At 39.4% G+C, this 18624-nt stretch carries 30 protein-coding genes and 1 tRNA gene; 11 read left to right on the top strand and 20 right to left on the bottom strand.

The features are described from left to right. Positions 1-34 precede the first annotated feature (34 nt). Entirely contained in the window at positions 35-577 is a 543-nt protein-coding gene (locus CEW93_RS07490) for an acyl-CoA thioesterase (protein ID WP_089539003.1), read from the bottom strand. Between the two features lie 99 nt (positions 578-676). Beyond that, the gene (locus CEW93_RS07485; protein WP_089539002.1) at positions 677-1288 is read right to left on the bottom strand and encodes a hypothetical protein; all 612 of its coding nucleotides are present in this window, start codon (positions 1286-1288) and stop codon (positions 677-679) included. Positions 1289-1459: 171 nt separating this feature from the next. On the opposite strand from CEW93_RS07485, the gene radA reads away from it, so the two are divergent. From radA to CEW93_RS07470, 3 genes are all read left to right on the top strand, one after another. Continuing rightward, positions 1460-2869 (top strand): DNA repair protein RadA, encoded by a 1410-nt coding sequence (gene radA / locus CEW93_RS07480; RefSeq protein WP_089539012.1) that lies wholly within the window; start codon positions 1460-1462, stop codon positions 2867-2869. Between the two features lie 112 nt (positions 2870-2981). Continuing rightward, positions 2982-3068, top strand: a tRNA-Leu gene (locus CEW93_RS07475). Positions 3069-3250: 182 nt separating this feature from the next. Then, on the top strand, positions 3251-4462 hold the full coding sequence (locus CEW93_RS07470) for an integrase arm-type DNA-binding domain-containing protein (protein ID WP_089539001.1): 1212 nt from the start codon (positions 3251-3253) through the stop codon (positions 4460-4462). Positions 4463-4478: 16 nt separating this feature from the next. Here CEW93_RS07470 and CEW93_RS07465 read toward each other — a convergent pair whose 3' ends face one another. From CEW93_RS07465 to CEW93_RS07390, 18 genes are all read right to left on the bottom strand, one after another. Further along, entirely contained in the window at positions 4479-4652 is a 174-nt protein-coding gene (locus CEW93_RS07465) for an AlpA family transcriptional regulator (protein ID WP_089539000.1), read from the bottom strand. Further along, the gene (locus CEW93_RS07460; protein WP_089538999.1) at positions 4645-4860 is read right to left on the bottom strand and encodes a hypothetical protein; all 216 of its coding nucleotides are present in this window, start codon (positions 4858-4860) and stop codon (positions 4645-4647) included. Before CEW93_RS07460 ends, CEW93_RS07465 begins: the two co-directional genes overlap by 8 nt. Further along, a complete protein-coding gene (locus tag CEW93_RS07455; protein ID WP_089538998.1) occupies positions 4857-5255 on the bottom strand; it encodes a hypothetical protein in 399 nt (132 codons plus the stop codon). Before CEW93_RS07455 ends, CEW93_RS07460 begins: the two co-directional genes overlap by 4 nt. Further along, complete coding sequence (locus CEW93_RS07450; protein ID WP_089538997.1) at positions 5248-5460, bottom strand: hypothetical protein; 213 nt, start codon at positions 5458-5460, stop codon at positions 5248-5250. Before CEW93_RS07450 ends, CEW93_RS07455 begins: the two co-directional genes overlap by 8 nt. Beyond that, positions 5453-5821 carry a DUF551 domain-containing protein gene (locus CEW93_RS07445; protein ID WP_089538996.1) on the bottom strand — a complete coding sequence of 123 codons (369 nt, stop codon included), beginning with the start codon at positions 5819-5821 and terminating at the stop codon, positions 5453-5455. Before CEW93_RS07445 ends, CEW93_RS07450 begins: the two co-directional genes overlap by 8 nt. Then, the gene (locus tag CEW93_RS07440; RefSeq protein WP_089538995.1) at positions 5818-6081 is read right to left on the bottom strand and encodes a hypothetical protein; all 264 of its coding nucleotides are present in this window, start codon (positions 6079-6081) and stop codon (positions 5818-5820) included. The genes CEW93_RS07445 and CEW93_RS07440 overlap by 4 nt, the downstream gene beginning before the upstream one ends. A gap of 179 nt (positions 6082-6260) precedes the next feature. Continuing rightward, positions 6261-6839 (bottom strand): single-stranded DNA-binding protein, encoded by a 579-nt coding sequence (locus tag CEW93_RS07435; protein ID WP_089538994.1) that lies wholly within the window; start codon positions 6837-6839, stop codon positions 6261-6263. 17 nt (positions 6840-6856) lie between these two features. Further along, a complete protein-coding gene (locus CEW93_RS07430) occupies positions 6857-7552 on the bottom strand; it encodes a BRO family protein (protein WP_089538993.1) in 696 nt (231 codons plus the stop codon). Positions 7553-7776: 224 nt separating this feature from the next. Further along, positions 7777-8400, bottom strand: coding sequence for an ERF family protein (locus CEW93_RS07425; protein WP_089538992.1), 624 nt, complete (start codon positions 8398-8400; stop codon positions 7777-7779). Then, a complete protein-coding gene (locus CEW93_RS07420; RefSeq protein WP_089538991.1) occupies positions 8400-8897 on the bottom strand; it encodes a siphovirus Gp157 family protein in 498 nt (165 codons plus the stop codon). Before CEW93_RS07420 ends, CEW93_RS07425 begins: the two co-directional genes overlap by 1 nt. Continuing rightward, the gene (locus CEW93_RS10835) at positions 8894-9034 is read right to left on the bottom strand and encodes a hypothetical protein (protein ID WP_186727936.1); all 141 of its coding nucleotides are present in this window, start codon (positions 9032-9034) and stop codon (positions 8894-8896) included. Before CEW93_RS10835 ends, CEW93_RS07420 begins: the two co-directional genes overlap by 4 nt. A gap of 3 nt (positions 9035-9037) precedes the next feature. Next, positions 9038-9247, bottom strand: a complete 210-nt coding sequence (locus CEW93_RS07415) for a hypothetical protein (protein ID WP_089538990.1) — start codon at positions 9245-9247, stop codon at positions 9038-9040. Positions 9248-9315: 68 nt separating this feature from the next. Next, the gene (locus tag CEW93_RS07410) at positions 9316-9720 is read right to left on the bottom strand and encodes a hypothetical protein (RefSeq protein WP_089538989.1); all 405 of its coding nucleotides are present in this window, start codon (positions 9718-9720) and stop codon (positions 9316-9318) included. Between the two features lie 509 nt (positions 9721-10229). Beyond that, positions 10230-12017 (bottom strand): DUF2326 domain-containing protein, encoded by a 1788-nt coding sequence (locus CEW93_RS07405; protein WP_089538988.1) that lies wholly within the window; start codon positions 12015-12017, stop codon positions 10230-10232. Continuing rightward, positions 12014-12190 (bottom strand): ABC-three component system middle component 8, encoded by a 177-nt coding sequence (locus CEW93_RS11080; protein WP_370511947.1) that lies wholly within the window; start codon positions 12188-12190, stop codon positions 12014-12016. Before CEW93_RS11080 ends, CEW93_RS07405 begins: the two co-directional genes overlap by 4 nt. Positions 12191-12236: 46 nt before the next feature. Beyond that, positions 12237-13190, bottom strand: coding sequence for an ABC-three component system protein (locus CEW93_RS07395; protein WP_089538986.1), 954 nt, complete (start codon positions 13188-13190; stop codon positions 12237-12239). 12 nt (positions 13191-13202) lie between these two features. Next, positions 13203-13346 (bottom strand): hypothetical protein, encoded by a 144-nt coding sequence (locus CEW93_RS10830; RefSeq protein WP_186727935.1) that lies wholly within the window; start codon positions 13344-13346, stop codon positions 13203-13205. Positions 13347-13355: 9 nt separating this feature from the next. Then, entirely contained in the window at positions 13356-14036 is a 681-nt protein-coding gene (locus CEW93_RS07390) for an XRE family transcriptional regulator (protein WP_089538985.1), read from the bottom strand. 143 nt (positions 14037-14179) lie between these two features. Between CEW93_RS07390 and CEW93_RS07385 the strand changes: the two genes are divergently transcribed. From CEW93_RS07385 to CEW93_RS07350, 8 genes are all read left to right on the top strand, one after another. Further along, the gene (locus CEW93_RS07385) at positions 14180-14422 is read left to right on the top strand and encodes a Cro/CI family transcriptional regulator (RefSeq protein ID WP_089538984.1); all 243 of its coding nucleotides are present in this window, start codon (positions 14180-14182) and stop codon (positions 14420-14422) included. Between the two features lie 52 nt (positions 14423-14474). Then, a complete protein-coding gene (locus CEW93_RS07380; protein WP_089538983.1) occupies positions 14475-15485 on the top strand; it encodes a DUF1376 domain-containing protein in 1011 nt (336 codons plus the stop codon). After that, complete coding sequence (locus tag CEW93_RS07375) at positions 15479-16282, top strand: ATP-binding protein (RefSeq protein ID WP_089538982.1); 804 nt, start codon at positions 15479-15481, stop codon at positions 16280-16282. Before CEW93_RS07380 ends, CEW93_RS07375 begins: the two co-directional genes overlap by 7 nt. A gap of 78 nt (positions 16283-16360) precedes the next feature. After that, complete coding sequence (locus CEW93_RS07370) at positions 16361-16714, top strand: hypothetical protein (RefSeq protein WP_089539011.1); 354 nt, start codon at positions 16361-16363, stop codon at positions 16712-16714. Then, positions 16714-17187 carry a hypothetical protein gene (locus CEW93_RS07365; protein ID WP_089538981.1) on the top strand — a complete coding sequence of 158 codons (474 nt, stop codon included), beginning with the start codon at positions 16714-16716 and terminating at the stop codon, positions 17185-17187. Before CEW93_RS07370 ends, CEW93_RS07365 begins: the two co-directional genes overlap by 1 nt. Continuing rightward, a complete protein-coding gene (locus tag CEW93_RS07360) occupies positions 17171-17572 on the top strand; it encodes an antiterminator Q family protein (RefSeq protein WP_186727934.1) in 402 nt (133 codons plus the stop codon). Before CEW93_RS07365 ends, CEW93_RS07360 begins: the two co-directional genes overlap by 17 nt. 118 nt (positions 17573-17690) lie before the next feature. After that, positions 17691-18053 (top strand): HNH endonuclease, encoded by a 363-nt coding sequence (locus CEW93_RS07355; protein WP_089538979.1) that lies wholly within the window; start codon positions 17691-17693, stop codon positions 18051-18053. An 86-nt stretch (positions 18054-18139) separates the two neighbouring features. After that, entirely contained in the window at positions 18140-18622 is a 483-nt protein-coding gene (locus CEW93_RS07350) for a phage terminase small subunit P27 family (RefSeq protein ID WP_089538978.1), read from the top strand. The last annotated feature ends 2 nt before the right edge of the window (positions 18623-18624 follow it).

The following is an 18624-nucleotide window of genomic DNA, read 5'->3' as shown; positions in this document are numbered from 1 at the left end:
TTTTTTAAAAATAAATATATTTTCAAAATTTATATCAATGTGGAAATGGACGCAATTTATCGGCATCTATCCATGCTTGCACCCATTCATCAGGTGGCAGGCTAATATCATGATAACCCAAACTTTGCATGACTTGATTGGTGTCAATCACTTTGCCTGTTTTGATGTTGGTAACCGCGGTGCGTAGTAGGGCGTGGCAGGTGCATTTGTGATTAACCCACATCGTTTGCTCAATATAAAACCACCGCTCATCAATGGCAGCCACACGTGTTTTCATGACCACTTTATCAAAGGCACGGATACGCTTACGGTATTGAATGGTGCTGCCTGCCACTACCAAGCCCCATCGCTTTTGTAGCAGTTTTTTGCCCAAACCTGTGCGAATGGCAAAATCAGTACGACCAAGGTCAAATAGTGTAAAAATCCGCCCATTGTTCATTTCAAGAAAGTTGTCAATGTCATTAAAACGAGCAGTAAAATAAAATTCTGCCGTATCGTGCAGGCTAAGTGTGTTGCCCTTTTTAAAATCAAGCGAGCTTTTGAGCAAAGTTTTGGTAAGGCGTAAAAATGGGTACATAGGATTTTCCTAAAATAGGTTATTTTAACATGATTTTATTAAAAATAATGAAAATAGGTCGGTTTTTTGATGTAATTGGTAAAATTTTATCGTTTTATATCATAAAATCACTTTATCTAAAATACCACCACCATAGATATGGTAACGATAAAATTTGTCATCACAGATAATCAATTGACTGTCTTTAAAAAAATATATTTCATGGGTATCAATATATTTTATTTCATATTTAAAATATTTTTCTTTAAATTCATTAATATCATTTATTTTTATATTATTTTCATAATATTCAAAACATTCATCACAATCTATATGAAAAAATAAACTACAAAACAACAGCTCTTTAAGTCCATTATAGTCAAAAGGTATATTCAATTCACCATATCCAAATGAATACAACTGACTTTCATTTGGGTCTTTACATAAAGAATTTTCGTAAAAATCCATGCCAATATAATTATATCCATTTGGTAATTTCATATCATCAAGAATTTCATTATCTAAATAGTAGTCTTTAAACTCTAAAAAACTTAAATCTCCAAAATCACTTTTTAAAAACCCACTATTCCCATATTTTAATAAAAACTGATAATGTTCATCACAAATATCAATATTGTTTTGCGATAAAAAATCATCTAGCTCTTGCTTGGGAACTGTTACTACTTCTACTTTTTCCAGCATAAGATTGATGAGTTGGTCTAAAATGGTCATATCTTTGCCTTTTTAATTAATTAACTTGATTTATATCATGTCTTTGTTTTTCTAGCAACTGCTTTGAATGTCGTCTGATGGAGACTTGATTTATGTTTGATGGGTTTAAAAAAGCATTTGTAAAAAGGCATATAACCCTTTACAATGACCAAAAATTTTAACAGTATTATTATGGCAAAAAAATCATCATACGTCTGTCAATCCTGTGGGGCAAATTATGGCAAGTGGTCAGGGCAATGTGCTGACTGCGGCGAATGGAACACTTTGGTCGAAGCACCAAATGTTGCCATGCCCCACCACAAAAAAACAAGCTCAAAATCTACCTCCAAAAGCACCAATTATGCAGGCGACAGCTCGGCGGTAATGACACTTTCTCATGTGGGATTTTCACTAGAAACCCGTATGCCCACAGGTTTGGGTGAATTTGACCGTGTGTTAGGTGGCGGATTGGTGGCAGGTTCGGTGGTGCTGATTGGGGGCGACCCTGGCATTGGTAAATCCACCATTTTATTGCAAACCGCCATCAATATGGTAAGCTCTGACTCGTTGGCAGGTTCAGCACTTTATATCACCGGTGAAGAAAGTCTATCACAAGTTGCCATGCGTGCGGTGCGTTTGGGACTACCAACTGACCGCTTGCGAGTGCTTGCCGAAACCAATGTTGAGACCATTTGTTTGGCACTTGCCAGTGAACAGCCTGCGGTGGTGGTGATTGACTCTATTCAGACCTTATTTACTGATGTCATACAATCTGCCCCTGGGGGCGTGGCTCAAATCCGAGAGTCTGCCGCCGTTTTGACGCGTTATGCCAAACAAACAGGCACGGCGATGTTTTTGGTGGGTCATGTTACCAAAGAAGGGGCGTTGGCAGGGCCTAGGGTGCTTGAACACATGGTGGATACGGTGCTTTATTTTGAAGGTGAGAGCGATAGTCGTTTTCGTATGATTCGTGCGGTCAAAAACCGTTTTGGAGCGGTCAATGAGCTGGGAATTTTTGGCATGACTGACACGGGACTTAAAGAAGTTGCCAACCCATCGGCGATATTTTTGAGTCGTTATGAAAAACCAATTGCTGGCTCTGTAGTGATGGTCAGTCGCGAAGGCACTCGTCCTTTGTTGGTGGAAGTGCAAGCGTTGGTGGACGATAGCCAAGGTCAGCCACGGCGTATGGCATTGGGGCTTGACTATCAAAGACTTGCCATGCTTTTGGCGGTCATGCATCGGCATGGCGGCATTCATACCAGTGGTCAAGATGTTTATGTCAATGTGGTGGGCGGTGTTAAAGTGATGGAGACAGGCTCAGATTTGGCGGTGCTTTTGGCGTGTGCATCTAGCATTAAAGAAAAACCCTTGCCCGCTCGCTTATGTGTCTTTGGTGAAGTGGGATTGTCAGGAGAAATCAGACCTGTGCCAAATGGTCAAGAACGCCTAAAAGAAGCGATGAAACATGGCTTTACACACGCCATCATTCCCAAAGCCAATGCTCCCAAAGCGGGCGATAAAAATTTTGCCAATATTGTGATTATGGCAGCAGATAGGCTAGATGATGCATTACAAAGGGCGTTTGAGTTGGTAGATTGACCTTAAAAATCAATGTCTTAAAATATTTTTTTGTTATTTGATACAAAGCTACTTGACTAAATCCAAAAATCCTATATAATACGCACCCATAGCAAATCAGCTAACCAATCATGCCAGTGTGGTGAAATTGGTAGACACGACGGATTCAAAATCCGTTGCCCTTAAAAGCGTGTCGGTTCGAGTCCGACCACTGGTACCATCTAAACTTCCGTAGAAGTTTATTAAAGTTCAAAAACCCTTGAAGATACTAAATTTCAAGGGTTTTTTATTGTTTATAATTCCGCTTATGTCCGTTAAAGTTCGTTGCAATCCGTCAATAATAACAGTACAATTAACAGTATATCGTACTCATACTGTTGTTTTTAAAAAGGGCATACTGTTATGGCACGTCAAACCAAGCCCCTGTCTAGCACACAGATAGATAAAGCCAAACCCAAAGATAAACTTTACCGCCTATATGATGGCAATGGACTTGTTATCAATATTACTCCAAATGGGGGCAAATATTGGTATTTGCAATACAAACACCCCATCACAACAAAATCTCAAATGTACAAATTAGGTGATTATCCTGTTTTATCGCTTGCAGATGCCCGTATTGCTTGCCAAGATTGCCGCAAACTACTTGCCCAAAACATTGACCCCAAGACTTATTTTGAATTGGAGCGTCAAAAACAAGAAAATGCCTTAAAAAATGATTTTAAATCTGTATTTAGAGAATGGCTAGAAACCAAAAATTACTCACCAAAAACCCAAGAGAAAATGCAGAATTATCAAGATGAATTGTTGGCGGTCATTGGTAATAAGGCTGTATCAGACATTACTGTACCTGATTTAATGCTTGTTTTAAAGCCGATTGAAAAAGCAGGGCATTTTGCCAAACTTGAAAAAGTACGCTCATTAATTAATCAAACCCTGACCTATGCTGTGGCAACAGGACGGAGCGACACTAATCCTGCCATCAATCTCAAAGGGGCGTTTAAGATGGGAGAAATCCGCCACAACCCTGCCATACTTGATGAAAAAAGGCTTGGGGATTTGGTGTGTGCAATGGACGGCTATCATGGTTATTTCGTTACTCGTCAAGCCTTGATGTTTTTGCTACTCATGTTTGCTCGTCCTGGCGAAATACGATATATGACCTGGGAGCAGGTGGATTTGGATAATGGTACTTGGACATACATGCCTAATAAAACCAAAAAATCTACAAGTGTACAAATGGTCAGTCCTTTATCACATCAAGCCATAGAAATTTTACGGCAAATGAAAGAATATCGTCCATATAGCGAGCTTGTTTTTCCAAGTGCAATCACCCAAGCTCGCCCCTTATCTGAAAATACACTCAATCAAGCACTAAGGCGTATGGGATTTGACAGTAGCGAGCAAACATCACATGGTTTTCGGGCAATCGCTCGCACGCTTTTGGAAGAGAAATTCAAATACGATTATCGTATGATTGAGATGCAACTAGGTCATCAGGTAAGAGATAGTAATGGTAGGGCATATAACCGTGTACAATGGCTTGATGAAAGGCGTGAAATGCTTCAAGTGTGGGCGGATTATATTTATCAACTAAAAACCCCCACACCATAAGGCATGGGGGTGGGGTTTAGAATCGGCTTACTATCCAGTTGTCAATGTCAGTGGACAACCAGTAAGTTGTTCTGCCATCCTTTTTTGGTTCTGGAAATTCGCCTTTTTTGATTTTGTCATAAATGGTGGTCTTTTTCCAACCTGTTTTTTCAATGACCTGTGGTAATCTTAGGCGTTTTAATTCATTCATCTTTAACCTCCTTAAATCTTGCAAAAAAATTATCAGGGTCAGGGTAAAATGCCCAGTGCATTGTTAGTGCATTACCATGCATTACAAACATACCCATCTTTGGGTTGTCATCAGGATAAGACATATCACCGTCATACTCACGAAAATACTCAACGTCTGTCATAGACTCGGCTTGTACAAGAATATTACCATCTGTGTAGGTTTTCATATCTCACCCCCACTCAACCGAATCAAAGCCTTAGCATGAGCAATGGCGTTTTCTTTGGATAGGTGTAGCAAGCCCCTACTCATCATCATACGGTCTTCTGCTCCACCGTCCCAACGTGTGCTGTTGTACAACGATTTATAATCTATTCTTGGGACATGGTAGATTTCGTTATATTCCATCTCACCTTGATAAGGCTTAGGGAACGACACATCACCAATCGTAATCATTTCTTGCTTTTTTACTTTACGAAAGGATAGGTTTTCTTTATATAAATACTTAATAGCAAAGCGTTCATTAAATGCAAACCACTCATCACTATCTTGTTCTATAAACTCAATATCTTGACCATCAATCAAGGCTTGCAGAGCTTCTTGGGGGGTTAGTAGATTAGTCATTGGTTATCTCCTTTATTGGTGGGTTAGGTTCATGTCCAAGTGTTACTAAGACAGTTTGAAATACCCCAATGGGTATTTGTCTAATGATGGTATCGCCAACACATTCACGGTACACATCACAATTTTGCGGACAGTTGGTAATAATTTGTTTTATTTTTTCAATACCATATACTTCTGCAAATTTCTGAGCGGTTATACTATCCACGCTTTGTCTCCTTTGGCGGCTCTGGCAATGGTTGCCAATACTTCACTTCCCCAAACTCCCACATAAAATCATCATTTTCATCATTCCACCAATGACTGTACGAATAGGTGTTACCTTCATCATCAGTAATGGGTGTATCATCTTTGGCATAACTGCCAAGACAGATTTTAGGTGTGTCTAAGCCTAAATCCACGGCAATGATGACCAACTGGTCGGGTTTGGGTAGCTGTTTGGCTGTACCAATCCACCCATTGTTAGATGATTGTGTTTGTTTTGTTGGCTCAGCATCTGCCCATTTGCCAAACCAGCCAGCAAGCATATTGCTGACTGCTTCTTTTTTCTTTTCGTCATCTTGGTTCATTTTTGCTCCTTAACATATATCTCACCACAAAACGGACAAAACTTAGGAATCAAAGGTCTTTTGACTTTCTTTGTGCCAATCTCACCATTTCTCTTTTTGTATTTTTGAAATAAGACAGTTTCAAGAGCGACAGCACAATAATAAAAATCACCCTTAAAACACTCACGACTGGCAATATAAGGCATGCCTTGTATATCAATCCCTTGATTTTGCAGATTTTTAGCGATTAATTGTGGTATGGTATTAAGACAATCACACATAACATTTTACTCCAATTATTATTTATTCATCAGATGAATCAGATGATGGTTTAAATCAGCCCGTCTCGTGAGCCACTCGGTGTTTGCCTTGTTGGTGTTATCCGCTAGGAACACAATCAAACACAGCTATGGATATGACGGCTCTCATAGCTTACCGCCTAATGCTTAGGTTGAGAATCTTAAAATGGCATGTCGTCATCAGGCACTTGTGCTGATGTGGCAGTAGGCATTGCCATTTGCCCCATTGGTTGCCCCATTGGTACATTGGTTGGGTGTCCATTGATGGACTGGTAGTACTGGGCTTGTGGGGCTTGACCTTGACCGATGGGCTGATTATTCATCTGAGCTTGCAGATAGCCCTGTTGCCCTTGATGGCTTGGCTGTTGTGTGCCATACTGTCCTTGCATTGTTTGTTGGTGGTTTTGACCACCGCCAAGCATTGTCATGGACTGAGCTTTGATTTTGGCAACATACCTTTCAATGCCTTGCTGGTCTGTATATTTTTCGGTGTATAAGCTACCTTCAATATAGACCAAACTACCTTTGGATAGATACTGTTCTGCAATTTCTGCTAGGCGGTTATATAGCACCACCTTATGCCATTCGGTCTGCTCCTTGGGCTGACCTGTATTTTTATCCGTCCAACGTTCGCTTGTGGCGATGGATAGATTGGCGACTTTGCCACCATTGGTAAATTGGCGAACTTCTGGGTCTTGACCCAATCTACCAACAATGATTACTTTGTTTACTGTTGACATAATGATGCTCCATTGGCTTAATGATTGTTGTTTAACAACGCTTGTATGACAGGGATAACCGAATTGTAATAACGAAAACTGCTTAATTGTTTACTACTGTGAGCAGATTTATCTAATACCCACACCCCATATTCATCTGTTTTTAGGTGATGTGCATTGGTTAATTTGCCAACTTTATGAGCAGAAATGCCCAGCATTTCACCAATCTGGGTGGCAGAATAAGTTTTTTGCACCTGTGGGCGATACCTTAAATCCAAACCTAACAGATTTTCTGTGGTGGTAACTAAGATGGTTTCTTTGGCTTCTTTGGATAACACATCACCAAAGGTCGCCATCAGAATGTTTAAACATTCTGCTTTTTCTTTGGCTGTCAGCTTGGTGGGCTTGGTGTTGTAGTTACCTGTTTTTCTGATGGATGGTAAAACTTCATTAAATACCCAGTTTTGGAATTTGACCGCATCAGGCTTATTGGAGCGAAAGATGACACGGTATAGGTTAGGTTCGGATATGAAAGTAACTTCTTGCATTCCGCCTTTGGTAGGGGTGGCAAGTTTTTCCACCCCTTTATCATCAAGATTAAACTTGCTAATGGCACGACTTTCTAAGCCTAGAATTGGCAAAACATCAGATAAGCAAAAATACACATTGTCATTATCTTTAATGGCAGTGCGAACTTGATTGTTTTCAAAGTTAAAATTGATAAGGTTTGACATGGGTTATTCCTTGATTTTAAGATAAATATTTTTTAAAATGGTGAAAGTCTAACGACTATTTAAATTTCTACTATTTGTAGATACGAATTCAAGGTATTGGCGAAAATCTTTTCTAGCGACACAAACACAGCTTGCCAATAATACTTGTAAGGGGATTTTGTGCATTTTTAACTCCAAATAGGGTGCAAGGCGTGGCGGTAGCTACTCCTGCCTTGCAAAAGGGTTTAAGAAAGGCTTAATAAAAATCCTTTCCAGTTACTAAAATGCTGTTGGTGCATTTGCTCAATAGTTGGCAATCCACATTTTTGCATTTCAGCCATTGCCTGCTGTCTGCCAACATCAGACAGATTACCCAAAATGGCTTTAAGCTCGTTGGCTTGGTCTTGGCTGATGAGGTGTGTTTGTTGCACATTCTGAACATTCTGATGAATGGTGGCATCTGGGTCATTATCCCCTGTGGTGGGAATGGCGAACACTTGAAAGCAAGCATACTTGTAGGCAATACTCATGGCTTTATTGGTGGCTTTATCGCCACTGTCCATTGCTTCACCAAAGGTTACGGCAGTGTATTTACTGCCGTCTTTACTTGAAATAAAATCAAATTCACCCTTGATAGACACATAAAACAAGATACCGCTTTTCCCTTGTTTTTCAGTAACTGTCCGCTCGCTAAAGCGTGGCATGATGATAATTTCATGCTTGGCAAGCAATGGGCTTAATGTGTTGTACACATCATCAATACCACGAAATTGATAACCATAATTGCCAGTACCTGCCTTTTTGTCCTTTGCAATACCAACGCTAGATAGCTCAGCTTGCAAGGCGTTTATTTGCTTAAAAATTTCCATCAGCCAATCCTTATATGTTGCTTCTGTTCAAGAACAACGCCGTTAATTTCAGCACCAGCTTTGAGTGCTTTGGACAGTGCTGTTCTGTCCGCTTCCACCTTGATTCTTTGGTACTCAATCGGCAAATGCTTAGGGTCAATATCTAATCTGACACTTGGCGGATTGAATATAAGCTGTACTGGCATGATGGGGTCATCAATCACATCTTTACCATTTTCCATCATTGCCAACTGCATACGCTCTTTGAGTAGGGCGATATGGCGTTCTTTGGCTTTTTTCTTGGCTGTCAAACGCTTGATTTCTGTTTCCAATGCTTGACTTTCGGCATCTAAATTTTTGATGATATAGCCATAGCCAACCAACTTTTTATCCAAATCACCATCTAGGGTAATAAGAACTTCTTTTTCTTTTTCGCTTGGCTCTGTACCAGCAAGCAACATCTCGCCCAATGCTGTCATCTTGGCAGACAGTTCATTAGAGATTTGGTATAGTTTCATGGGGTTTCTCCTTGTGTTAAGGTTTGATTGTGCCAATAATCGTCATCAGCTTCATACTGTTCACGCTCTGCCAGCTCATCAGCAGAATGCTGGCTTTCTAGCCAGTCCAAATAATCGTTTTCATTGTAAAAACGCATGATTTACTCCTTATAATTCATCATCTCAATTAACATTTGGTCAGCAGGGGAGATATACTGCCCCTGTTCTTGCTGAACTTGTTTTAACAGCTCCTGATACTCTTGGGCATATCGTGAGCTGTCATTAACAGATTGTTCCGCCATGCCCAGTACGGCACGGCAAAGCATAAAGATTAGGGCAATCCAAAGAATTGCCCCTAATACCTTATCCATATTCATTTCCTTAGTTTAGAAGTTTAGCCACCACTACCAGCTTTGATAAACTGGCAGTCATTGTTAAACTAATACTCAACTTCACAAGCTTTATCATAGATGTCTTGGGCGATAGTTTCACAACTGTCATCTATCCATTTATTGATAAGCACTTCAATCTTAGCTTTATCATCAATGCTTGGTGTCCATTGACAGCCTTCAACTTCCACCACTTCCCATGAAGTGATGTTGTGTTTGCCTAGCTGTACATCACCACCACACATCAAGTAGCCGTCCATATACTCAGGGGCGACATACTCATAATCCATCTCAAAATTAAAATGAATCTCAGCGTACACTTCATCATCTGTGGGATGTAGCTGAACATATATCACGCCATCATGGGTGCTAATCTCATGGTCAGCATCTACCACCAACCCCAACACTTGGGGCTTAATGCTTGGCACATTCAAAGTGGGAAATAAAGGCTTCATATAAGTTCCTTAAACTGTCATTGCCTAAAAGTTAATCCGACATTGCCTGTTTTTGGTTGTAGGTGCATGGCACAAACAGGCAATAGCTGATTAGCTTATTCGTTCCGTTATCTCGCACGGTTTCGTAACTGCAAGTTGTTAAAGAGTTGGCAAGGCAATCGTTTTGGCTTGATGGGGATTATTATAGGTTTTCCTTTATTTTATGTCAATATAAATATAGGTAAAAATAAAAGAAAACCTATAAAAATTTTATAACATCATGATTTTAAACAAAATAAAAAAGCCCCAAAATGGGGCTAACTGTGCTAAAATACATTTTGTAAAGACAATAAAAAACCTGCCATTTGCATGACAGGTGAAAAACGGTTGTTTTTACTTAAAGAAGTCTAAATGCCCCTTGCCTCTGCTTGCTGACGAGCAAGATAAGCAAGGGTTTTTATTGTCTAAAATAGTCTTGGTGGTAACTATAAGTCAAGCTATTAAATGGGGCTAGTTATTTTGAAAGGGTTTTACCAAGTTGGCATTTTAAACAAACGACCATCCTGACCATCATCATGTAAGGTTAAGATGATTTCTGATGGCTCTAGTGGAGTTATTAACCCTTGTACTTCCGAGTTAATAGTGGTGGCAATGATTTGTATGCCAATATCAGCATATTTTCTTAAAATCTCTAATAGTAACTGTTTTTTGCGGTTATCTAAGGCATCAAATACGCCATCTATATAGATAAATTGTGGAAAATTCTTACCAAGATACGTTCTAGTTACTGCCAAGTCAAACGCAATACACAAAAATTTGTGATAAGTACTACCTTTGCTTTCATCAGTCTTTATGCCTTTTTTGTTGTGATATTCTGCTTTAAATTCAAAATTATCTTCACTATTTAAAAAAACAGAAATTTGACCATTTTTATCCAGTACTTGCATAATAATTTCATGAAAATACAAACGAATTTGACTAAAAATGCTATCTTTGGAGTTATTGACTTTGGTCATATCAGTTTGTATTTGATTTTTAATATTAACCAATGATGATTCTAGAGCACCTTGTTTCTTTTGCAAATCTAACACGTGCTCAATAGCTTTTTTTTGCTGTTCCAAATACAAAATTTGACTTTGGATTTCAGAAACTTGATGATTGGAATCTTTAAATTTATTGATTAACTCACTTTCTTGTAAAAATTCAAGCTGTTTGGCTCTTTCTAAGTTGAGGTTTTTCAATTCATCTTGAATGCGTGATAATTCTACTTTATTTTCTTCAAGCTCTTGTTTTAAATACTCATTACGTTCTTTGGTGATGGCAAGGTTAAAGGCAATGAGTTGTTCAAAATCCTTAACAACTTGCTCAGCGAACAGTACATTGGCTTCATGAAATAGCTGTTGAACTTCTTGTGGATTAAACTTGATTTTATCTTCCACAAAAGATTGCTCAATATGATAAATACTATTTTTTAGTGAATATTCTTGCATATTTAAATGAACAATTTTTTTATCAATACTGGCAACCAACTCTTCAATGGCTTTTTGGTCTATTTCATGAAAATTAAATTTTGAAACAAAATCTTGAATGTCTGCAAGTTCTTTGGTGCGTATCAATAAATCATTATCTACTCTGCTTAACGCTTCACTGGCATTTTTTTTATTAAATGTGCTTGAGTTTTTAATATCAGTTTTTAAGTCTGCTATCTGTTTTTTTACTTGGTATTGCTGCGTCACAAGATTGCCATTAAAGCCCAATAGGTTTGCCATATATGGCTTCCAATCGGAATCTTTACCACGATATTTATTTAATTGAAATACCTGACCAAAATCTTCTTGGGTACGAATCAAGTAATTGATGATTTGGCGATAAGACCCATGTTTAACGGCGGTTAGGTTTAATTTGCCGTCAAGATATTGTTTGGCTTTATCAAACGATGGTGGTGAAAAGCTCCAACCTTCATCGTGTAATTGATGATAATCTTGATGGAATGTTTCATGTTCTTTAAAAAATATTTTTGCATTATCAGTAACACCACGTTTGATGGTCAAATAATGGTTTGTAGCAAGTCGAATCTCTAAGAAAAAAATAAAACTTTTGAATATTTCTTCATTTGCAAATAAAAATTGTTCACGATGTTTTTTGGCTAAAAACATAAAATCAAGCAATCTAGCAAGGGTTGTTTTGCCAAGATTGTGAGAATCTAGCTGTTGATTTTTTGGCTGTCTAATATCAGCGTAAATAAAATTTAACCCTTGATTAAATATGATGGGTTGAAATAAATTAGGCTGATTACTATAGAGTTTTGATAACTTCATTTTTTGGTGTACACTAATGTATCATTTTTGGACTGATAATCAACCAAACCAAGTAAAAATAAAAAATTTAAAGCAGGTAAAAACAGATACTCACCACTAGTGATTTTGTCTTTTATCATATTCAACAAATTATTATACTTAATAACTTGCTCTTTTTTAAGGGTTTTTAGCATTAAAAAACTGGCATAAACAACGGTCTTGTCAGGGTGATTGTGTTTATTAGGGCGTATCATTGGATTTTCCTATATCGCAGTTCCAGTACATATAAAATACCATCATTCTAACCAAACGTGTGTTGGATTTTAAGATATAATCTCTGGTGGTTAGATATTTTACCAGTTCATTAAACACTTCGTCAAAGTATTGTAGTTCACGTTGTTTGGGTATGATGTATTGTAATTGAAATTCTTCAACTGCATTTTGATAATGGTCTTGCAACACTTGATTCTGTGGGTCATTTAAAAAGTCTTTAATTTGCCATACATATTTTAGGTAGTTTCGTTCAAGCGATTTGGCAGTATCATCTGACAAATTATTAAGTTGATTTTTCTGCTTGAAAGTTGTTCTGAAAACTTGACTAACTTCTTGATTGGTGTTTTTACTATCAAATATTTGGGTAAGTTGCCCAATAACTTCTGATAGGTCGTTTAGGTTAATTGCTGGGGCGTGGCTAAGTGGTTCAAGATTGATGTTTTTCATATTGGCAATGCTTGGGTAGCAAGACAAATAATAGTCCAAATCATCATCACCAAATATCGCAATATCATCACAAGCCAATCCTGTGTTGTCAGCAATATACTGGATAATTTTGGGTTTCGCTCCCCCTGTTAGACTGCGATTGGCAAATAGCATGTAGTGGTCAATTAAACCTTGTTCTACCATATTTTTTACCTTTATGGCTTCTTTGGCTAAGATGCAACTATTATTGCCAAAAAAGCCAGAGTCTAAAAAATGCTTGTTTACGCCCTGTGTGTGCTTTGCTTGAATGATGGTTGTGCCTACCCATGGTGATGATTTGCTTGGATATTCGTTGGCAGTACCATGAAATTCACCATCTTTACCGCCATCAGCCCCCTTGGCGAAGCCTTGCGTTGCCTGTCCTAATATTTGTTTGCAAATGGCAATCACTAAGTTTTCAAATCTACTATCATCCAAGTCAAAATATTGGTACATTTTAATAATTCCTTATATAGCCAACAACTTTTCAATAGGTATGTATTCACCTTTTGTGGCAGTATCGCCATCAGATATGCCCACAATCTTACAAGTGGTGGCAAGGGCTGGGGTGGCGATGGTGAACGCTAAGGTAGCTATTATTAGTTTTTTCATGAAATGTCCTTATTTTTTGAGTTTGCGTTTGTGTTCCATGACAACACCAATCACAGAAAAATGTGTGTGTCGGCTGTCTATTGGTGAATAGAAGTCATTAAGAGCAACTAATTGGCAATATTCCCTATTTAACTTTTCATCAAATCCACAATGCTTATAGCGTTTGAAAGTTGCTTCATTGTCATCACTCATCATGGCGATGACATAATCCCCTGATTGTGCTTGTCTCTTTGCATCTATCAATAAGTAATCCCCCTCTTGAAAATCAGGGGTCATGCTATCGCCTTTGACAATTAACCAATACGCATTGTCGCTAATTTTGTCATCTGTATATGGCAGGTATTCATCATAGTCATTATCACCAATATCAGTAAATTTTCCAGCTTGGACATAATTAAGGACAGGGGCATAACGAACAGATAGCTTTGAATTTGGAACTGCTTCTACATTGCCAAGTGCATATTTTTCTTTGTCAATGACTGACAATGACATCTCACCTTCGCCTGTGGCGAGCCAGTTTGGATTAACATTCAGTATTTGAGCAATTTCAACAATTTTGCTTGTACTCTTTACAATTCCACGTTCAAGCTGACTGTATGTAGCTTGTGTCATTTTGACGGCTTCTGAGACTTGTATTTGTGTGAAACCAGCATTTTTTCGTGAGAGTTTCAAGCGGTCTTTGAGTTCCATAGCAACACCAAACCCATAATATTTATATGATTATATCATTATAAAGGATAACCTTTAAATATTCAAACAACAATTCCTTTATTTTTTATTGACTTTTTAAAAAGGAATTCCTATAATTTATATTTTTTTAAAGGAATTCGTTTATGAAATTGAAATCTAAAATTATTGAAGATTTGATTGAGCATTTTGGCGGAACTCAGGAAAATTTAGCAACTGCACTAAAAATTAGTCAAGGCACAGTTACAGGTTGGCTAAATATGAAGCATGGGGTTAGTGAGCTTAATGCTCAGAAGATAGAAAAACTCACCAACGGCAAATTCAAAGCCATAGACCTATGCCCACGACTTGCAGAAATTGAAAAACTAAAAACCCCCAGCGGTAACTAGGGGCTTTTAGGATATTTTAATTAAACATTTTCCATAAAGGAGCTTTTATTATATGACAAATCTAATCCAAATGCAAGAACCCAAAGAAGCAGAAGTTTCCATCTGGTTGCCCATCTACATCGGCGACATACTTTCTATGACCACCAGACTGACCACTGAACAGATTGGTGGTTTGCACTTGCTGATGATGGATTTTTGGAAAAATGGCGACATTCCCAATGACAATAAAATCATCAGTGCCATCACTCGCATGACAACTGCCAAGGTCAAACAACTTAAAAATGCCATCATTGACTGTGGCATATTCAGCTTATCTGATGATAAAAAATCGTTAATTTCTTACTATCTTTTGGGTAAAAAATCCCAAGCAAAAGACAATAAAGATAAAAAGCAAGAAAGAGCCAAAAAAGCGGCGGCAGCTCGTTGGGGTAAAGATAAAAAAGATGAACAAAATCAATCTGATGTATCAAAAAACTGTCAAAATGATGCAGATGATTTAGCACAAACAAGCAATGCACAAGCACAAATTCAGCATGCTAATAGCAATGCTTATGCAATGCTTGAACCATGCCCTTTATCGTCATCGTCATCTAATAATATATACACACACATTAATGACACGCCCACAAAAAATTTGACTGATGAGCAAGCACAAATCAACCAAACCGCAACCGCCATCAGAGAACAAAGAGCAACAGAGCTTAAAGACTGGGTACCACCCACCTTAGATGAGATAAAGGGATTGTTGTTCTTGGCAGGCAAAAACGCCGACAGCCTAACACAAAACCGCTATCAAACTGTTGTTGGTGATTTTAAGGCGTATTACAGCGAACAAGCCCGCTTTGGTAAACCGCTCAACTCTGACGACATCCGCATCGCCAAGTTACGCCAGTGGCTAGAAAAAGATTTGCAAAACACAAGCAAAGTTCGTCCGCCCAAAAAAACCACCAAAACCCTGCCCATCACAGCATCGGTCAATCAGCAGTGGCAACAAAGCCACAGCAGTCAGTTTGACAGCAACGGCAATCTTATCCCCACCAAGCAAGGAGTATCACAATGGTAGCACCAGTAAATACCCAAACATCGCTTCGTCAAGAGCCTAAGTGTTGCGATAAACATCCCAATCAGCCCATTTTCCAGTTGCCATCAGGTGAGATGGTTTGTCATATTTGCAACTACGAAAAAATCAAAGCAGAACAAGCCGACCAACAAGCAAAAAGAGACAAAGCAGAATTTGTACAAAGACGAACAGCCAGCATGGTCAGCAACCGCATTGACCCCAATGCTCGCTTTGCAAACTGGCAGTTTGTGGAGCAAGAACAGCGACAACGACAACTGATTGATAAACTCATACACTACGCCGACACCTTGGACGAGACCAGCCCAAATCTGCTCATCGTAGGAGCGACAGGCACAGGTAAAACGTTCATGTGCCACTGCCTTGCCCATCGCTTGTATGTCAAACAATACCGCTACGAGCCTTGGGCGACAGATGTAGTAATCCCTGCCCAGCACATCAAAAGCTCAGACTACATCGCCAAAATCAAAGCAAGCTGGGATGACAGAAAGCTAGACAGCGAAATTGTCTTGCTAGACAAACTGGAAAAGCCCAACCTACTGATTTTAGACGATGTTGGCGATAACGATGTCAGCACCGAAAAAGACTGCACCCGCCTTGGGCAAATCTTAGAACGCCGATACCACAAAGCCCCCACCATCATCACCAGCAACCACAAACCCCAAGACGTGGCACGACTGGTGGGAGATAGGGGCTGGGACAGATTTAGCGAAAAACTTGTACTCATCACCTTTGACTGGGGCAGTTATCGGCAGGTGGTGGCAAAGCGTGAAGTTTGGTGAGAAAATTTAAGGAGTAAAACCGTGGAACATAAAACACTCATTGGCATAGACGCAGGAGTTAATACAGGACTTGCAGTTATGATAGATGGCAAGCTCAATCAAATCACAACCTGCACCATCATTGAAGCTATGGAGTGTGTCAAAAAGTTGGCAGACAACCAAAATCACCTAACAATCTACATTGAAGATGCTAGACAGCGAAAGTGGTTTGGTAACAAAGGGCATGAAGTTTTGCAAGGCGTGGGTAGTGTTAAACGAGATTGTGGTATTTGGGAAGAGTTTTGTTTGCATCATGGACTAGACTTTAAACTGATTGCACCCAGACATAACCGCACCAAAACCACCGCCCAAGAATTTAAGCATATCACAGGTTGGCAAAATCGTACCAGTGAGCATGGACGAGATGCTGCCATGCTGATTTGGGGGAGATGATGACAGTTTATCACATGAAACGCTTTATCAAAACAGACCAAGACAAAGCCCAGCTGATTGCCTTTATTCAAAACCAGTCAAAGCCCATCACCGTAACCATTGAACAAGGCATTATTGGCAAAAGAAGCCTTGACCAAAACAAACTGCAACGGCTTTGGATAAATGAATTGGCAGAGCAAGGCGACATGACCGCAGAAGAATATCGTGCCTTTTGCAAGCTACATTTTGGTGTGCCAATACTAAGGAGCGAAAATGAAAGGTTTTGCCAATTATATGACAAAAAGGTTAAATGGCGAAGCTATGCCGATAAGCTAGAATTTATGGCAGAGCCGTTTGATTTTCCTGTTACAAGGCTAATGACAACAAAACAGCATAAACAGTATTTAGATGCAATATATGTGCATTATACGGGTTTGGGGTTTAGATTGACAGACCCAGAGAATTTATGGAGTGATGATGAGAAATTTAATTAAAGAATGGGGTATTTGGTCAAGACACAACGGTTATGATAAGTATAACACACCACTGCTTGCGTTTATGCGTGCCAATGGTGCGGTCAGCTCAGGCAATTACAATGAGCCAGAGATTAGCGATGATGAAGCTCTAAAAGTAGACAAAGCAGTTGGTCAGCTCAGGCAAGATTTTGTGGTGCTGTACAATGTTTTGTTTGCTCATTATGTACTAGGCTGGTCATATCGGCAAATCTCACGGCGGTATCTGACACCGCTTGAATATCCGCATCAGGTGGATATGGACGATACGGATAGTAGGAAGAGGTTTGTATGTCATAAGACAGTCAAAAGATTACTTGATGAAGCTGAAAGACAGGTTTATAAAAATATGTCAAAAAAGTCTTGATTTGCACCCCAATAAGTAGTATATTTATGGCATAATTGAAATAAGTCATAACCAAAGGCTTTTAGAACCAAAGTTATTAAAACCGTCCTAGTTGGGCGGTTTTTTGTTGGATGTTAATATGCCCAAAACACCCTGCCGAGCCTACGCTTGCCCCAACCTTGTCAGCCGAGCAGACAAAGGTTTTTGCGACAAGCACGCCAACCGCCGATATGGCTGGCAAAAGCAACAACAAGGCAAGACCACAACAGAGCGTGGCTACGGTCAAGCATGGCGAAAACTCAGGCAACAAGTGATGGAACGAGATGGCTATTTGTGTCAAGTCTGTCAGAAACAAGGCAGATTCACCCAAGCTCAGGCGGTGGACCACATCATCAACAAGGCACAAGGTGGCACAGATGAGCTGACCAACTTACAAGCCATCTGCCACACCTGCCACAAAGCCAAGACACAAGCCGAGAGCCACATGGGTGGGGGTGGGTAAAAAGTTCACAGCCTTTTGCCGTATGACCGCCCACCCATCAAAATTTTTACAACCGCGAAATTAAAAATTAGGAAAAACACACAAAAATGGGCGGAATTGCGACAGTTTCAGGGCGTGGAAGAAAGCCAAAACCTACAAAATTAAGAGAATTAAACGGCAATGCTGGTAAGCGTGCGTTGAATAAAAATGAGCCAAAATTTGACCAGATAACTAACATTGACCCACCTGAATGGTTAGAACCGCTTGCGATAGAAATGTGGCAAAGGGTCGTCCCCCAGTTGTGTGCCAATGACCTTTTGACGGTGGGGGATTTGCACAATGTGGAAGCCTTTTGCATGGCTTATGCTCGTTGGCGACAAGCCCAAGAATCTATCACGCTGTATGGTGTGGTTACCACCAATCCAGAAACAGGAGCATTACTAAAAAATCCTGCGGTTACGGTGGTCAATGAAGCCAGTCGGCAGATGATACAATTTGGCTCGCTGTTGGGGCTTGACCCGTCCAGTCGGGCAAGATTGATTGGCACACCAAAAAACGAAACAACTAAAAACGCATTTGCAGAGTTTTAGGA

Source organism: Moraxella sp. VT-16-12 (assembly GCF_002224245.2).
Classification (GTDB): Bacteria; Pseudomonadota; Gammaproteobacteria; order Pseudomonadales; family Moraxellaceae; genus Moraxella.
This window is presented reverse-complemented; position numbering and strand designations above follow the sequence as displayed.

What these genes read in the sequence shown, in the direction of transcription:
- CEW93_RS07395 (WP_089538986.1), bottom strand. Translation starts at nt 13,190, where the DNA reads ATGTACCAATATTTTGACTTGGATGATAGTAGATTTGAAAACTTAGTG.
- CEW93_RS07370 (WP_089539011.1), top strand. Translation starts at nt 16,361, where the DNA reads ATGATAGATGGCAAGCTCAATCAAATCACAACCTGCACCATCATTGAA.
- CEW93_RS07385 (WP_089538984.1), top strand. Translation starts at nt 14,180, where the DNA reads ATGAAATTGAAATCTAAAATTATTGAAGATTTGATTGAGCATTTTGGC.
- CEW93_RS07365 (WP_089538981.1), top strand. Translation starts at nt 16,714, where the DNA reads ATGACAGTTTATCACATGAAACGCTTTATCAAAACAGACCAAGACAAA.
- CEW93_RS07465 (WP_089539000.1), bottom strand. Translation starts at nt 4,652, where the DNA reads ATGAATGAATTAAAACGCCTAAGATTACCACAGGTCATTGAAAAAACA.
- CEW93_RS07390 (WP_089538985.1), bottom strand. Translation starts at nt 14,036, where the DNA reads ATGGAACTCAAAGACCGCTTGAAACTCTCACGAAAAAATGCTGGTTTC.
- CEW93_RS07430 (WP_089538993.1), bottom strand. Translation starts at nt 7,552, where the DNA reads ATGTCAAACCTTATCAATTTTAACTTTGAAAACAATCAAGTTCGCACT.
- CEW93_RS11080 (WP_370511947.1), bottom strand. Translation starts at nt 12,190, where the DNA reads ATGCTAAAAACCCTTAAAAAAGAGCAAGTTATTAAGTATAATAATTTG.
- CEW93_RS07490 (WP_089539003.1), bottom strand. Translation starts at nt 577, where the DNA reads ATGTACCCATTTTTACGCCTTACCAAAACTTTGCTCAAAAGCTCGCTT.
- CEW93_RS07355 (WP_089538979.1), top strand. Translation starts at nt 17,691, where the DNA reads ATGCCCAAAACACCCTGCCGAGCCTACGCTTGCCCCAACCTTGTCAGC.
- radA (WP_089539012.1), top strand. Translation starts at nt 1,460, where the DNA reads ATGGCAAAAAAATCATCATACGTCTGTCAATCCTGTGGGGCAAATTAT.
- CEW93_RS07440 (WP_089538995.1), bottom strand. Translation starts at nt 6,081, where the DNA reads ATGTGTGATTGTCTTAATACCATACCACAATTAATCGCTAAAAATCTG.
- CEW93_RS07415 (WP_089538990.1), bottom strand. Translation starts at nt 9,247, where the DNA reads ATGGATAAGGTATTAGGGGCAATTCTTTGGATTGCCCTAATCTTTATG.
- CEW93_RS07375 (WP_089538982.1), top strand. Translation starts at nt 15,479, where the DNA reads ATGGTAGCACCAGTAAATACCCAAACATCGCTTCGTCAAGAGCCTAAG.
- CEW93_RS07455 (WP_089538998.1), bottom strand. Translation starts at nt 5,255, where the DNA reads ATGACTAATCTACTAACCCCCCAAGAAGCTCTGCAAGCCTTGATTGAT.
- CEW93_RS07470 (WP_089539001.1), top strand. Translation starts at nt 3,251, where the DNA reads ATGGCACGTCAAACCAAGCCCCTGTCTAGCACACAGATAGATAAAGCC.
- CEW93_RS07435 (WP_089538994.1), bottom strand. Translation starts at nt 6,839, where the DNA reads ATGTCAACAGTAAACAAAGTAATCATTGTTGGTAGATTGGGTCAAGAC.
- CEW93_RS07425 (WP_089538992.1), bottom strand. Translation starts at nt 8,400, where the DNA reads ATGGAAATTTTTAAGCAAATAAACGCCTTGCAAGCTGAGCTATCTAGC.
- CEW93_RS07350 (WP_089538978.1), top strand. Translation starts at nt 18,140, where the DNA reads ATGGGCGGAATTGCGACAGTTTCAGGGCGTGGAAGAAAGCCAAAACCT.
- CEW93_RS07420 (WP_089538991.1), bottom strand. Translation starts at nt 8,897, where the DNA reads ATGAAACTATACCAAATCTCTAATGAACTGTCTGCCAAGATGACAGCA.
- CEW93_RS07405 (WP_089538988.1), bottom strand. Translation starts at nt 12,017, where the DNA reads ATGAAGTTATCAAAACTCTATAGTAATCAGCCTAATTTATTTCAACCC.
- CEW93_RS07485 (WP_089539002.1), bottom strand. Translation starts at nt 1,288, where the DNA reads ATGACCATTTTAGACCAACTCATCAATCTTATGCTGGAAAAAGTAGAA.
- CEW93_RS07410 (WP_089538989.1), bottom strand. Translation starts at nt 9,720, where the DNA reads ATGAAGCCTTTATTTCCCACTTTGAATGTGCCAAGCATTAAGCCCCAA.
- CEW93_RS10830 (WP_186727935.1), bottom strand. Translation starts at nt 13,346, where the DNA reads ATGAAAAAACTAATAATAGCTACCTTAGCGTTCACCATCGCCACCCCA.
- CEW93_RS07360 (WP_186727934.1), top strand. Translation starts at nt 17,171, where the DNA reads ATGAGAAATTTAATTAAAGAATGGGGTATTTGGTCAAGACACAACGGT.
- CEW93_RS07445 (WP_089538996.1), bottom strand. Translation starts at nt 5,821, where the DNA reads ATGAACCAAGATGACGAAAAGAAAAAAGAAGCAGTCAGCAATATGCTT.
- CEW93_RS07460 (WP_089538999.1), bottom strand. Translation starts at nt 4,860, where the DNA reads ATGAAAACCTACACAGATGGTAATATTCTTGTACAAGCCGAGTCTATG.
- CEW93_RS07380 (WP_089538983.1), top strand. Translation starts at nt 14,475, where the DNA reads ATGACAAATCTAATCCAAATGCAAGAACCCAAAGAAGCAGAAGTTTCC.
- CEW93_RS10835 (WP_186727936.1), bottom strand. Translation starts at nt 9,034, where the DNA reads ATGCGTTTTTACAATGAAAACGATTATTTGGACTGGCTAGAAAGCCAG.